General features: G+C 69.6%; 12 protein-coding genes. 6 read left to right on the plus strand and 6 right to left on the minus strand.

The features are described from left to right. Positions 1-11: 11 nt before the first annotated feature. The 3 genes from ACWHMB_RS01205 to ACWHMB_RS01215 all read left to right on the plus strand — a co-directional run bounded on the left by ACWHMB_RS01205 (position 12) and on the right by ACWHMB_RS01215 (position 3,104). Positions 12-797, plus strand: coding sequence for a Stp1/IreP family PP2C-type Ser/Thr phosphatase (locus ACWHMB_RS01205; RefSeq protein WP_377484165.1), 786 nt, complete (start codon positions 12-14; stop codon positions 795-797). A 105-nt stretch (positions 798-902) separates the two neighbouring features. Then, positions 903-1,535, plus strand: a complete 633-nt coding sequence (locus tag ACWHMB_RS01210) for an FHA domain-containing protein (protein ID WP_293221193.1) — start codon at positions 903-905, stop codon at positions 1,533-1,535. Between the two features lie 39 nt (positions 1,536-1,574). Further along, entirely contained in the window at positions 1,575-3,104 is a 1,530-nt protein-coding gene (locus ACWHMB_RS01215) for a PglL family O-oligosaccharyltransferase (protein WP_377484163.1), read from the plus strand. A gap of 3 nt (positions 3,105-3,107) precedes the next feature. Here ACWHMB_RS01215 and moaC read toward each other — a convergent pair whose 3' ends face one another. Further along, a complete protein-coding gene (moaC, locus tag ACWHMB_RS01220; RefSeq protein ID WP_377484161.1) occupies positions 3,108-3,620 on the minus strand; it encodes a cyclic pyranopterin monophosphate synthase MoaC in 513 nt (170 codons plus the stop codon). A 77-nt stretch (positions 3,621-3,697) separates the two neighbouring features. Between moaC and ACWHMB_RS01225 the strand changes: the two genes are divergently transcribed. Continuing rightward, on the plus strand, positions 3,698-5,458 hold the full coding sequence (locus ACWHMB_RS01225) for a M48 family metalloprotease (RefSeq protein ID WP_377484159.1): 1,761 nt from the start codon (positions 3,698-3,700) through the stop codon (positions 5,456-5,458). Here ACWHMB_RS01225 and ACWHMB_RS01230 read toward each other — a convergent pair whose 3' ends face one another. Both ACWHMB_RS01230 and ACWHMB_RS01235 read right to left on the minus strand, forming a co-directional pair. Beyond that, positions 5,459-5,794, minus strand: a complete 336-nt coding sequence (locus ACWHMB_RS01230) for a phage holin family protein (RefSeq protein WP_377484158.1) — start codon at positions 5,792-5,794, stop codon at positions 5,459-5,461. 32 nt (positions 5,795-5,826) lie between these two features. Next, positions 5,827-6,525, minus strand: a complete 699-nt coding sequence (locus ACWHMB_RS01235) for a TerC family protein (RefSeq protein ID WP_377484156.1) — start codon at positions 6,523-6,525, stop codon at positions 5,827-5,829. A gap of 383 nt (positions 6,526-6,908) precedes the next feature. On the opposite strand from ACWHMB_RS01235, the gene ACWHMB_RS01240 reads away from it, so the two are divergent. Continuing rightward, positions 6,909-8,207 carry an integrase gene (locus ACWHMB_RS01240; RefSeq protein ID WP_377542571.1) on the plus strand — a complete coding sequence of 433 codons (1,299 nt, stop codon included), beginning with the start codon at positions 6,909-6,911 and terminating at the stop codon, positions 8,205-8,207. Positions 8,208-8,280: 73 nt separating this feature from the next. Here the strand turns inward: ACWHMB_RS01240 and ACWHMB_RS01245 are convergent, their stop codons facing one another. The 3 genes from ACWHMB_RS01245 to tkt form a co-directional block, all read right to left on the minus strand. After that, complete coding sequence (locus tag ACWHMB_RS01245) at positions 8,281-8,682, minus strand: DUF3717 domain-containing protein (protein ID WP_377481048.1); 402 nt, start codon at positions 8,680-8,682, stop codon at positions 8,281-8,283. 80 nt (positions 8,683-8,762) lie between these two features. Continuing rightward, positions 8,763-9,764 (minus strand): type I glyceraldehyde-3-phosphate dehydrogenase, encoded by a 1,002-nt coding sequence (gene gap, locus ACWHMB_RS01250; RefSeq protein WP_377481051.1) that lies wholly within the window; start codon positions 9,762-9,764, stop codon positions 8,763-8,765. 85 nt (positions 9,765-9,849) lie between these two features. Continuing rightward, on the minus strand, positions 9,850-11,883 hold the full coding sequence (tkt, locus tag ACWHMB_RS01255) for a transketolase (RefSeq protein ID WP_377481054.1): 2,034 nt from the start codon (positions 11,881-11,883) through the stop codon (positions 9,850-9,852). Positions 11,884-12,062: 179 nt separating this feature from the next. On the opposite strand from tkt, the gene ACWHMB_RS01260 reads away from it, so the two are divergent. After that, positions 12,063-12,509 (plus strand): PaaI family thioesterase, encoded by a 447-nt coding sequence (locus ACWHMB_RS01260; RefSeq protein WP_377481057.1) that lies wholly within the window; start codon positions 12,063-12,065, stop codon positions 12,507-12,509. Positions 12,510-12,585 lie beyond the last annotated feature (76 nt).

Raw genomic sequence — 12,585 nt, forward strand, 5'->3', positions numbered from 1 at the left:
GGTCCGGGCCCATGCAGCTCACCTACTGCGCCCTGACCGACGTTGGCTGCGTGCGCGCCAACAACGAGGACGCGGTGCGCGTGGACGAAGCCCGTGGCATCGCCGTGCTGGCCGACGGCATGGGCGGCTACAACGCGGGCGAAGTGGCCAGCGCCATGGCGGTCGAGCACATCGGCCATGCGCTGGGCGCGTGGCTGGACCAGGCGGCTGCCGAGGCTTCGGCGCCCGAGGTGCTGCGCGCCATGGAGGACAGCACCGACCGGGCCAATCGCCAGATTTTCGAAGCCGCCAACACCCATCCCGACTGCGCCGGCATGGGCACCACCGTGGTGCTGGCGGTGCTGCACGAGGGCCAGGTGCTGGTCGGCCACGCCGGCGATTCGCGCGCCTACCTCTGGCGCGACGGGGCGCTGGCGCAGCTGACGCGCGATCACTCGCTGCTGCAGGAGCAGCTCGACGCCGGCCTCATCACGCCCCAGCAGGCGGCCGTCTCGGGCTATCGCAGCTGGGTGACGCGGGCGCTGGGGGTGGAAGACACCGTGTTGCTGGAAACCCGCCAGCATCCGTTGCGCGTGGGCGACATCCTGCTGCTGTGCTCGGACGGCCTGACCGAAATGGTGCCCGACCGCGCGATCGCCGCCATCCTGGCCGACCCCGTCCCGCTGCCCGTGCAGGCGCAGCAACTGATCGACGCGGCCAAGGCGGCGGGCGGACGCGACAACGTCTCGGTGATCCTGGTGCACGTGGGGCAAATGATAAAAAAGTCAGGAAACGCCGGAAAATGGTGGAAGAAGTAGCTACAAAGCAAGCCGATTGACGGTATCTTCCTGTGATCCGAAAAATGAAATGAAGCCGGGAGCCGCGTGGGTCGCCGGCCTCGCCGTGCCACAGGGAGTGTGTCCATGCCCAAGTTGATCGTCTCGATCGACGGTGTCGTCATCAAGGAAGCGCTGCTGACCAAGGACCGGTCCACCATCGGCCGGCGGCCGTACAACGACGTCGTGATCGACAACCTCGCCGTCAGCGGCGAGCACGCCGTCATCCAGATGGCGGGTCCCGACGCCGTGCTGGAAGATCTGGGCAGCACCAACGGCACCTTCGTCAACGGCCGCGCGGTGCGCAAGCACACCCTGGCCGACGGCGACGTGATGGAAATCGGCCGCTGTGCCGTGCGCTACCTGGTTCACGCGGGTGCAGCCGTCGACGATGCGCCGTCCTCCGAGATCGAGGGCCTGGAGAGCGACTTGGCGGCCTTGCCCGAGCCGCCGGCGGGCCGGGGTGCAAGGGTGCGCGTGCTGACGGGCGCCGCCCGCGGGCGCGAGCTGCCGCTGACCAAGCCAGTCACCACCATCGGCCGGGCCGGGTTCTCGGTCGCGGCCATTCGCCGCAGTGCGCACGGCTTCGAGCTGGCCCATGTGGAGGGGGCACACGTCCCCAGCGTCAACGGCGTGTCGGTCGAAGGCGGCCCCATCGCCCTGCAAAACCGTGACCAGATCGCCATGGGGGCCGTGCGTCTCGAGTATCTGGACGTTTAATCGACCCGGCGCCGCGCCCGCGATGGGCACAATCGCGCCATGTCTGTTTCCCCGCGGCGCCTGGGCCTGGTCGTGCTGGTGGCCCTGCCTTGGCTGTGGCCCTTCACTTCCGGCCCGACAGCGGGCGTGCAGCCGTACCTGGTGTCGCTGGCCTGCGCCGCGCTGCTGCTGGCGCTGTGGCCGTCGGGGCGGGATCCGCAGCGTGTCGTCGACACCGTGGCGGCCGGCTGGCTCACGGCGGCGTTGATCAGCGCCGTCATCGCGCTGCTGCAGTACTTCAGCCTGGAAGGGCCGCTGTATCCGTGGGTCAACAGCAGCGCAAACGCGCGTGCGTTCGGCAACCTGCGCCAGCCCAACCAGCTGGCCACGCTGCTCGTGATCAGCCTGCTGGCCCTGCGCGCGCTGGAGCAGCGTGGGTGGGTGGGTGGGCGGTGGGCGGCGTGGCTGGGCACGCTGCTGCTCGTGGCCCTGGCGGCCACGGTATCGCGCATCGGCCTGGTCGAGCTGCTGGCCGCCGCCGCCATGATCGCATGGTGGGAGCGGGGGGCGCGGCGCGCATCATGGCGCGTCGGGCTGGCCGTGCTGCTGTACGTCGTGGCAGCGCTGCTCTTGCCCCTGCTGGCGCAGTGGGGTGCGGTGCCGAGCGGACGGGACATGGTCGAGCGCCTGCGCGAGGGCGACAGCCTGTGCGGCAGCCGCGTCGCGCTGTGGCACAACGTGCTGCACCTCATCGCCCTCAAGCCGTGGACGGGTTGGGGCTGGGGCGAGCTGGCCTGGGCGCACTACGTCACCTTGTTTCCGGAACTGCGCTTTTGCTACATCCTGGACAACGCGCACAACCTGCCGCTGCACCTGGCCGTGACCTTGGGCGTGCCGCTGGCCCTGGTGGCGTGTGCCGCGCTGGCCTGGCTGCTGTGGCGCGGCGCGCCCTGGCGCGAGCCCGATCCGGCGCGGCAATTGGCCTGGGGCGTGCTGATGGTGATCGGGCTGCACAGTGCGGTCGAATACCCGTTGTGGTACGGACCGTTTCAGATCGCCGCGCTGATCAGCGTCTGGCTGTTGTGGCGCACGCGGGCGGCGGCGCCCGCACAGGCCAGGCCTGCATTCGCGCCCGGCCTGCGCCTGGGCGTGGCAGCGCTGCTGCTGGCTGCCACCCTCTATGCGGGCTGGGACTATTGGCGCATCAGCCAGGTCTATCTGCCGCCCGCGCAGCGCACCGCCTGGTGGCGCGACGATCCGATGGCGGCGGCGCGCCAGTCCTGGCTGTTTGCCGGCGCCGTGCGCTTTGCCGAGGTGACCACCCGGCCCGTCACGCGCGCCGACGCCGCCTGGATGCTGGCCGCCGCCCGCCAAAGCCTACACTATTCGCCCGAGCCGCGCGTCATCACGCGCGTGATCGAAGCCGCCAGCCTGCTGGGCCGCGACGACATTGCGCTGGCGCAGATGGCGCGCTTTCGGGCCGCCTTTCCGGCCGACTACCGCCGCTGGACGCAAGACAACGCCCGCCTGCTGCAGGGTCTGCAGCACCTGCAGCCGGCGGCCAGCGGCGCCAGCCCGCCCGCGCGCTGAATGCTAGGGCTGGCCGTCGGCCCGGTAGTGCCCCGACTTGCCGCCGCGCTTTTCCAGCAGGCGCACGCCGGTGATGGTCATGGCGCGATCCGCCGCCTTGCACATGTCGTAGATGGTCAGCAGGGCGATCTGCACCGCCGTTAGCGCTTCCATTTCCACCCCGGTCGGCCCGGTCGTTTCCGCCGTTGCAGTGCAAAAAATACCGTTGGCGCCCGTTGCATCTGCGCGAGCAGCTATGAAATCGATAGTCACCCGTGACAGGGCCAGCGGGTGACACAGCGGAATCAGCTCGCTGGTCTTCTTGGCCGCCATGATGCCGGCGATGCGCGCCACGCCCAGCACGTCGCCCTTCTGGGCCGTGCCCGCTTCGATCAGCGCCAGCGTGGCCGCCTGCATCTCGATGCGCCCGCCGGCCACCGCCACCCGGTGCGTGGCGGGCTTGGCGCCGACGTCGACCATGTGGGCCTGGCCCTGGGCGTCGAAATGGGTGAGCGGCGAGGCGGCGGATTTGGGCATGGCAAGCGGTCACAAAGGCCCGGGAACACGCGGGCGGATGGGGCATCATAGGGGCAGCGCCGCCGCCCTGCCGTCCGATGAGCCTGCCGTTTCATTCATCCCCCCCGCGCGCCGCGCGCCTGGCCCGGCGCGCCGCGCTGGCCGTCGTGTCGACGGCGGCGCTGCTGCTGGGCGCGCTGCCGGCCGCGGCCCAGGGCGGCGCGGCCGGCGGCGCCCTGCCTTCGCTGGGCGAGGCCGGCGAGATGACGCCTTTGGCCGAGCGCAAGCTGGGCGACGCCATCGCGCGCGAGCTGTACCGTGACCCGGACTACATCGACGACCCGGTGATCGGCGAATACGTCGACGGCGTCTGGCGCGCGCTGCTGGCGGGCGCGCGCACGCGCGGCGAGCTGCCGCCGGAACTGGACGAGCGCTTTGCCTGGCAGGTCTTTCTGGGGCGCGACCGCAGCATCAATGCCTTTGCGCTGCCCGGCGGCTACTTCGGCCTGAACCTGGGGCTGGTGGGCGTGGTGCGCACGCGCGACGAACTGGCCTCGGTGCTGGGCCACGAGATGAGCCACGTCACCCAGCGCCACATCGCGCGCCTGCTGGGCCAGCAAAGCCGCCAGACGCCGTTGCTGATCGCCGCCATGGTGGCGGGCGCCATCGCTGCCAGCAAGAACCCGCAGGCCGGCGCCGCGCTGGCCGTGGGCGGACAGGCCGCCATTGCCCAGCAGCAGCTCAATTTCTCGCGCGACATGGAGCGCGAGGCCGACCGCGTGGGCTACGCCGTGATGAGCCAGGCCGGCTTTGCGCCGCAGGGCTTCGTCAGCATGTTCCAGAAGCTGCAGACCGCCGCGCGCGTGGACGACAACGGCGACTGGCCCTACCTGCGCAGCCACCCGCTCACCACCCAGCGCATCGCCGACATGCAGCAGCGCGTGCAGGCCCTGCACCTGCCGCCCGAAGGCACGGACTGGGAGACGGTGCTGGTGGCCGCGCGGGCGCGCGTGCTCTCGCGCCCCGGCGTCGACGTGCTGCGCGCCTGGGCCGGCGAGCCCGCGCAGCCCGACTTCGCCCGCCAGCCGCTGGCACAGCGCGCCGGCGCGCTCTACGCCGCCGCCCTGGCACGCGCCGAGCTGCGCGAGCTGCCCCCCGCGCAGGCGCTGGCCGAGCGGCTGGCCCCGCTGATGGCCGAGCACCCGCGCGCGCTGCGCCAGGTGCATCTGCTGCAGGCCGAACTGGCATTGCGCGCCGACCAGGCGCCCCGGGCACTGGCGATTTTGGCCAACGTCCCGACCACCGCCAGCGTGCTGGCACGACGCGATCAGGCCGTGAGCGCCCCGGCGGGGGGCAGCGCAGCGGGCGCAGCCGCGGAGCGTGGGGGCCAGCCCGAGCCGCCGCCGGGCCGCCCCAAGGCGGCGAGCGCCCCCTCGGGGGGCAGCGCAGCAGGCGCAGCCGCGGAGCGTGGGGGCTCATCGACCAGCCAGGCGGGCCGTGCCGTGCTCATGCTGCGCACGCAGGCCCTGCTGCGCACCGGCCAGGCGGGCGAGGCGGCGTCGCAACTGCGCACCTGGGTTGCCGATCACGCCCATGACAGCGGCGCCTGGCAGGCGTTGGCGCAGGCCGATGCGGCGCAGGGGCAGATGCTGCGCTCACTGCGCGCCGAGGGCGAGGTGGCGCTGGCGCAACTGGACTACGCCGGCGCGGTCAACCGCTGGCGCGCCGCGCAGGACTATTCGCGCCAGCACCCCGGCGACAGCGCGGCGCTGATCGAGGCCAGCATCGTCGATGCCCGCATGCGCGAGGCCCAGGCGCTGCTGCAGCAGCAACGCCTGGAGGAGCAGAAGAACCGTTGATCAGCCCAACGCCTGGTTGATCAGCACGCCCAGCGCCGAATACATCAGCGAGCCCAGCAGCGCCGCGCCGAAGCCGTTGACGTGAAAGCCCGACAGCAGGCCCGAGGCGGCCCAGAACATCAGCGCGTTGATGACGAACAGGAACAGCCCCAGCGTGATCACCGTGACCGGAATGGTCAGCACCACCAGCACCGGCCGCAGCACGGCGTTGAGCAGGCCGATCACCAGCGCCGCCCACAGCGCCGAGCCGAAGCTGGCCACCTGCACGCCGCCGTACAGGTAGGCGATCAGCAGCAGCGCGCCCGCCGACAGCAGCCATTTCAGGATCAGGATCATGCGCGCAGCTTAGCGCAGTCGGGGCGGCGGCCTCAAGCCGCGTCGGTGCCGCGCGGGCGGCGCGTGGCCCAGCGCGCGGCGCCCAGCACGCCCACGATGGCCAGCGCCGCCACCGCCCAGCGCAGCGCCTGCTCGGGCGCCTCGCGGGTGCCGAACCAGCCGGCCAGCAGCGGCTCGCTGGTGACCATCGAGGCGGCGGTGTAGGCCAGCACGGCGGCGCCCAGCTGGATGATGATCGGAAAGCGCTCGACCAGCTTGAGCACCAGGGTCGAGCCGAACACCACGATCGGCACGCTGATCAGCAGGCCGATCACCACCAGGTCCATCGCGCCGTGCGCCGCGCCGGCCACGCCCAGCACGTTGTCGATGCCCATCAGCGCGTCGGCGATGACGATGGTCTTCATCGCGCCCCAGAAGGTGCTGGCGGCCGGGCCGTGCTCCTCGCTGCCGGTGTCGGTGTCGGCCACCAGCCGGTAGGCGATCCACAGCAGGCCCAGGCCGCCGACCAGCATCAGGCCCGGAATCTTCAGCAGCCACACCACGATCAGCGTCATCAGCGTGCGCACGCCGATGGCGCCCACCGTGCCCCACACGATGGCCTTGGTCTGCAGCGACTTGGGCAGGTTGCGCGCGGCCAGCGCGATGACGATGGCGTTGTCGCCGGCCAGCACCAGGTCGATCAGGATGATGGCCAGCAGGGCGGACCACCAGGGGGCGGACATGAATTCCATGAGAGCAGGTTCCTTGTTTGCAAGACGTGTCGATCGCGCGGACGCGCGTTGATCGAGCGGGCTTGCGGCAAGAAAGACAGGAACGCCTGTGGCAAGACCGGTGACTTCGACCAACGCACCCCGAACGGGGTTGGGTCGAAGGTCTTGCTCGGCGGCGCGCCCTAGTCTGGACGCACCACCCACCGGCCCGGAAGACTGGGCAAGCCTCGTGGCCTGCATGCTTCGTATTGACGAACCGGCGATGCCGCGCTGCAAAACCGCGCGGCGGGGAGCTACTCCCCTTCAACAACCCAATATTGGAACATCGATCGCGGCTTTTGGCAAGCACGAGTCTTGTCCAACGAGGTATGAGCCTGAACGAGTTGCCGAGATTCCAACGAGATATGAGCCTGAATGGGCGATCTGGGTCGATCATTTTTCAGATGGTGATCGACATGGACGAATCCCGGCTGGGCAGCATTGCCCAATTGCAGGCGTTTCTCGAAGGCACGCTGGAGGTCAGCTTCAGCGCCTTCGCCGATGATCAAGAGCGCTATGCGCACATTGCCAGCGTGGTGCGCCGCTTGGGCTATACGCGTCTGTCCAGGCCCGACAAGGGCATCGTGCTGCGCTATCTGGCGCGCACCAGCGGCTACTCGCGCGCGCAACTGACGCGGCTGCTGGCGCGCGTGCTGGAAGGCCAGCCTCTGGCCAAGCGCTACCGCGTGCCAGCGCATGCCTTTGCCCGGCGCTACAGCCCCGCCGATGTGGCGCTGCTGGTGAGCGTTGATCGCGCCCATGGCTGCTTGTCGGGGCCGGCGACGGTGCACCTGCTGCGCCGCGCCTGGCATGTGCACGGTGATGCGCGCTTTGAACGCCTGGCGCAACTGTCGCCCTCGCACCTGTACAACCTGCGCAAGAGCGGCCCATACAAAGCCGCCCGGGTGTCCTTGACCAAAACCCGGCCCGTGCTCAATGCCATTGGCCAGCGACGCGCGCCCGACCCCGGCGGGCGAGTGGGCTTCATTCGCATCGACAGCGTCCATCAGGGCGATCTCGATCGCATCAAGGGGGTGTACTACGTCAATGCCGTCGATATCCTCACTCAGTGGGAGGTGGTGGCTTGCTGCGAGCGCATCAGCGAGGCGTTCTTGCTGCCGGTGTTGGAGCAGCTCATGGCTCAGTTTCCGTTTCCGATCCGCGGCTTTCATTCGGACAACGGCGGCGAGTTCGTCAATCGACAGGTGGCCGCCTTGCTGGGCAAGCTGCAGGCCGAGCAGACCAAGTCGCGCCCGCGCAAGAGCAATGACAACGCGTTGGCCGAGAGCAAGAACGCCGCCGTGGTGCGCAAGACGTTCGGCTACAGCCATATTCCGCAGCGCTTTGCCGGCCTGATCAACACGTTCTGCCAAGAGCATCTGAACACCTACGTCAACCTGCACCGCCCTTGCCTGTTTGCCAAGCAGGTGATGGATGCCAAGGGCAAAATTCGCAAGACCTACCCACCCGAGCTGGTGCAAACGCCGTTGGAGAAGCTCGCGAGCTTGCCGGACATTGACAAGCAGTTGCGCCGCGGCATCACTGTCCAGCTGCTGCAACAGCAGGCCGTGCAAGTGACTGACTTGCAGGCCGCTGAACAGCTCAATGCAGCGCGCATGGCGCTGTTTGCGACAATTGAAAAACGATCCAGACGCTTGGCCTGAACCCAACCTTCAATCCGGCTCGTTCAGGCTCATACCTGAATTGGAAAAGACTGCACGACCCCCGGGCGGCGGGTCAGCGCGCGCGCTCCGCATAGCGGGTAAAGCGCAGCGCCGTGCCCTCGCGCGTGATGCGCCGCCACACGGCGCGCTTGGCCCAGGGGCCGAGCGCCGGCCAGTCGCGCACCTCGGCCTCGGTGCGCCCGCAGCCCTTGCACACCGCGTCGCCCTGGGCGGTGGAGCAGACGGCGATGCAGGGCGCGTCGGGCGTGCCGGCGTACCAGGCCAGCCAGGCGCGGCGCGCGGCGGCGGGCAGGTGCGCGGCGTCCAGCTCGTCGCGGTGCTCGATCACCATGCGCGCGTACACCTCGGCCAGCGCCGCCAGCTCGGGCGCCAGCGCGGCGCTGGGGCCGGCGGGTGCGCGCTGGCGCCAGTGGTTGATGGCGGCCTCGAGGTCGGTGATGTGCAGCACGTCCATGGCGGGCAGTATCGCGCGCGGCAGCGGGGCAGAAAAAAGCGCGCCCGCGGGCGCGCCTTGCTGCGATGGGGGCGAGCGGCTTACTTGCGCGCCATCACCCGCACCATGTCCAGGCAGCGGTTGGAGTAGCCCCACTCGTTGTCGTACCAGCTGACCAGCTTGACGAAGGTGCCGTCCAGCGCGATGCCGGCGTCGGCGTCGAAGATGGAGCTGCGCGCATCGCCGCGGAAGTCGGTGGCCACCACCTTGTCCTCGGTGTAGCCCAGGATGCCCTTGAGCTTGCCTTCGCTCTGCGCCTTCATTTCGGCCTTGATCTCGTCGTAGGTGGCGGGCTTTTCCAGCTCGACCGTCAAATCGACCACCGACACGTCGGAGGTGGGTACGCGAAAGCTCATGCCGGTCAGCTTCTTGTTCAGCGCCGGAATGACCTTGCCCACCGCCTTGGCGGCGCCGGTGCTGCTGGGGATGATGTTCTCGAGGATGCCGCGGCCGCCGCGCCAGTCCTTGTTGCTGGGGCCGTCCACGGTTTTTTGCGTGGCGGTCGCCGCGTGCACGGTGGTCATCAGGCCGCGCTTGATGCCCCACTTGTCGTTCAGCACCTTGGCCACCGGGGCCAGGCAGTTGGTGGTGCAGCTGGCGTTGCTGATGATGGCCTCGCCCTGGTACGTGTCGTCGTTGACGCCGAACACGAACATGGGCGTGTCGTCCTTGCTGGGCGCGCTCATCATCACTTTCTTGGCGCCGGCGGCCAGGTGCTTCTCGGCCGTTTCCTTGGTCAGGAACAGGCCCGTGGATTCGAGCACCACCTCGGCGCCGACCTCGCCCCACTTCAGGTTGGCGGGGTCGCGCTCGGCCGTCAGGCGAATCTTCTGGCCGTTGACGACCAGGGTGTTGCCCTCGACCTTGACCTCGCCCTTGAAGCGGCCGTGCACGCTGTCGTAGGTCAGCATGTAGGCCAGGTAGTCGGGCTCCAGCAGGTCGTTGATGGCGACGACCTGGATGTCCTCGTGGCGCGCGATGGCGGCGCGAAACACCATGCGCCCGATGCGCCCGAAGCCGTTGATGCCGATCTTGATGGTCATGACACGTTTCCTTTTTGCTAAGTAATTGATAGCTGCTTGCGCTTGATGGGTGCTGGCTACAGGCCGATTTGGCTTGAAACCGCGCTCAGCGGCGACCCAGCGCCGCGCGCACCGTGGCGGCGACGTTCTCGGGCGTGAAGCCGAAGTGCTCGAACAGCACCGGCGCCGGCGCCGACTCGCCGAAGCGGTCGATGCCGACGACGGCCGCGCAGCCGTACTTCCACCAGCCGTCGGTCACGCCCATCTCGACGGCGATGCGCGGCAGGCCGGCGGGCAGTACGGCCTTCTGGTATTTGGCGTCCTGCCGGTCGAAGGCGGTGGTGCTGGGCATGGAGACCACGCGCACGGCGATCTTTTGCGCCGCCAGCAGCTCCTGCGCCTTCAGCGCCAGGTGCACCTCGCTGCCGGTGGCGATGATGACGGCCTGGGTCTTCTTCTTCAGGCCCACGTCGGCCGGCTCGCTCAGCACGTAGGCGCCGCGCGAGATGTCGCCCAGGTCGCGCTTGGGCAGGTAGGGCAGGTTCTGGCGGCTCAGCAGCAGCGCGGTGGGCTGGTGGCGATTTTCCAGCGCCACGGCCCAGGCCACCACGGTCTCGGCGGTGTCGGCCGGGCGCCAGACGGACAGGCCCGGAATCAGGCGCAGGCTGGCGGCGTGCTCGATGCTCTGGTGCGTGGGACCGTCCTCGCCCAGGCCGATGCTGTCGTGCGTGAACACGTGCACCACGCGCTGCTTCATCAGCGCCGCCATGCGGATGGCGTTGCGGCTGTAGTCGCTGAAGGTCAGGAAGGTGCCGCCGTAGGGGATGAAGCCGCCGTGCAGCGCAATGCCGTTCATGATGGCGGCCATGCCGAACTCGCGCACGCCGTAGTTGATGTGGCGCCCGCCCTGGCCCGCCTCGTTCTTGACCACCGCGCCCTGCTCGTCGAAGCGCAGGTTCAGCGTGTGCGCCGTCAGCGTGAGGTTGGAGCCCGTCAGGTCGGCGCTGCCGCCCAGCAGCTCGGGCAGCTCGGCGGTCAGCGCCTCCAGCGCCAGCTGGCTGGCCTTGCGGCTGGCCACGGTCTCGGCCTTGGTGTGCGCCTCGACGGCGGCGTCCACCGCCACCTGGGCAAAGTGGCGCGGCAGCTCGCCCCCCACGCGGCGCGCGAACTCGCTGGCCAGCGCCGGGTGCACGGCGGCGTAGGCGGCAAAGGCGTCGTCCCAGGCCTGCTCGGCGGCCTGGCCCGCCACCTTGGCGTCCCAGTCGGCGTACACGTCGGCCGGAATCTCGAACGGGCCGTACTCCCAGCCCAGCGCGCTGCGCGTGAGGGCGATTTCGTCGGCACCCAGTGGCTCGCCGTGCGCCTTGGCGGTGTCCTGGCGATTCGGGCTGCCCTTGCCGATGTGCGTCTTGCAGATGATCAGCGTCGGCTTGCCGCTGGCGCGCTTGGCCTGCTCGATGGCGCGGTCCACGCCGTTGACGTCGTGGCCGTCGATCGGGCCGATCACGTTCCACTGATAGGCCTTGAAGCGGCCCGCCACGTCGTCGACGAACCAGGGCTGCACGCGCCCGTCGATGCTGATGCCGTTGTCGTCGTACAGCGCGATCAGCTTGTCCAGCTTCCAGGCGCCGGCCAGCGCGCAGGCCTCGTGGCTGATGCCCTCCATCAGGCAGCCGTCGCCCAGAAAGACGTAGGTGTGGTGGTCGACGATGGTGTGGCCGGGCTGGTTGAACTCGGCCGCCAGCAGCTTCTCGGCCAGCGCCATGCCCACCGCGTTGGCCAGGCCTTGGCCCAGCGGGCCGGTGGTGGTCTCGACGCCGGGCGTCACGCCCACCTCGGGGTGGCCGGGCGTCTTGCTGTGCAGCTGGCGAAAGTGCTTCAGCTCTTGCATGGGCAAGTCGTAGCCCGTCAGGTGCAGCAGCGCGTACAGCAGCATCGAGCCGTGGCCGTTGGACAGCACGAAGCGGTCGCGCCCCGGCCACTGCGGGTTGGCCGGGTTGTGCCGCAGATGGCGCGCCCACAGCGCCACCGCCATGTCGGCCATGCCCATCGGCGCGCCGGGATGGCCCGACTTGGCTTGTTGAACGGCGTCCATGGCCAGCGCGCGAATCGCGTTGGCCATGCGAGAGGGGTTTGCCATGAGGCGGCTCCAGTGGGCGGGTGCGGCGGGGGTAAACCCCTGATTTTACCGGCCGCCAATGGCCCTGCGAGGCGGCCCCTTAATGGGGGTCAGATCATCTTTTTGCTGTCGCCTGCGACAACCGCCGGCGCCGCGCGAGCCGCTATGCTGGCCCGTTGCCTTGCATCCGGAGTCCCCTCGTGTCCCCCTCGCATCCCGCCATCCCGCCCGGCTTTCGCCCGCTGTCTGCCGACAGCGGTTTCATCGGCGTCAACGGCCCGCTCTACCTGCTGCACCAGGGCGAGGACGTGCGCCTGGGCCTGCGGGTGGAGCCGCGCCACGTCAACCCCATGGGCAACCTGCACGGCGGCATGATGGCCAGCTTTTGCGACATGCTGATCCCGCTGACGGTGCATCGCAAGGGCGAGCACCCGGGGCGGCGCTTTCTGCCCACCATCAGCCTGCAGATCGACTACCTCGCGCCCGCGCCGCTGGGCTGTTGGATCGAGGGTAGGGCCGAACTGCTGCGCGCCACGCGCACGCTGGTGTTCGCGCAGGGCCTGGTGACGGCCGACGGCGTGCCCTGCGCGCGCGCCAGCGGGGTGTTCAAGATCGGGCCGGAGCTGCCGGCGGGGTTTGGGGTGTGAAGTCCGTCTGACTTGCGCGAGCGGGCAGGAAATCCTCGCTGACCCGCGGGCCATCCAGAAAGAAACCATCCCAGCG

Source organism: Ottowia pentelensis (assembly GCF_964341695.1).

Coding starts and splice junctions, on each gene's coding strand:
- moaC (WP_377484161.1), bottom strand. CDS start 3,620: ATGCCCAAATCCGCCGCCTCGCCGCTCACCCATTTCGACGCCCAGGGC.
- ACWHMB_RS01215 (WP_377484163.1), top strand. CDS start 1,575: ATGTCTGTTTCCCCGCGGCGCCTGGGCCTGGTCGTGCTGGTGGCCCTG.
- ACWHMB_RS01210 (WP_293221193.1), top strand. CDS start 903: ATGCCCAAGTTGATCGTCTCGATCGACGGTGTCGTCATCAAGGAAGCG.
- ACWHMB_RS01240 (WP_377542571.1), top strand. CDS start 6,909: ATGAGCCTGAATGGGCGATCTGGGTCGATCATTTTTCAGATGGTGATC.
- ACWHMB_RS01245 (WP_377481048.1), bottom strand. CDS start 8,682: ATGGACGTGCTGCACATCACCGACCTCGAGGCCGCCATCAACCACTGG.
- ACWHMB_RS01225 (WP_377484159.1), top strand. CDS start 3,698: ATGAGCCTGCCGTTTCATTCATCCCCCCCGCGCGCCGCGCGCCTGGCC.
- ACWHMB_RS01230 (WP_377484158.1), bottom strand. CDS start 5,794: ATGATCCTGATCCTGAAATGGCTGCTGTCGGCGGGCGCGCTGCTGCTG.
- gap (WP_377481051.1), bottom strand. CDS start 9,764: ATGACCATCAAGATCGGCATCAACGGCTTCGGGCGCATCGGGCGCATG.
- tkt (WP_377481054.1), bottom strand. CDS start 11,883: ATGGCAAACCCCTCTCGCATGGCCAACGCGATTCGCGCGCTGGCCATG.
- ACWHMB_RS01205 (WP_377484165.1), top strand. CDS start 12: ATGCAGCTCACCTACTGCGCCCTGACCGACGTTGGCTGCGTGCGCGCC.
- ACWHMB_RS01235 (WP_377484156.1), bottom strand. CDS start 6,525: ATGGAATTCATGTCCGCCCCCTGGTGGTCCGCCCTGCTGGCCATCATC.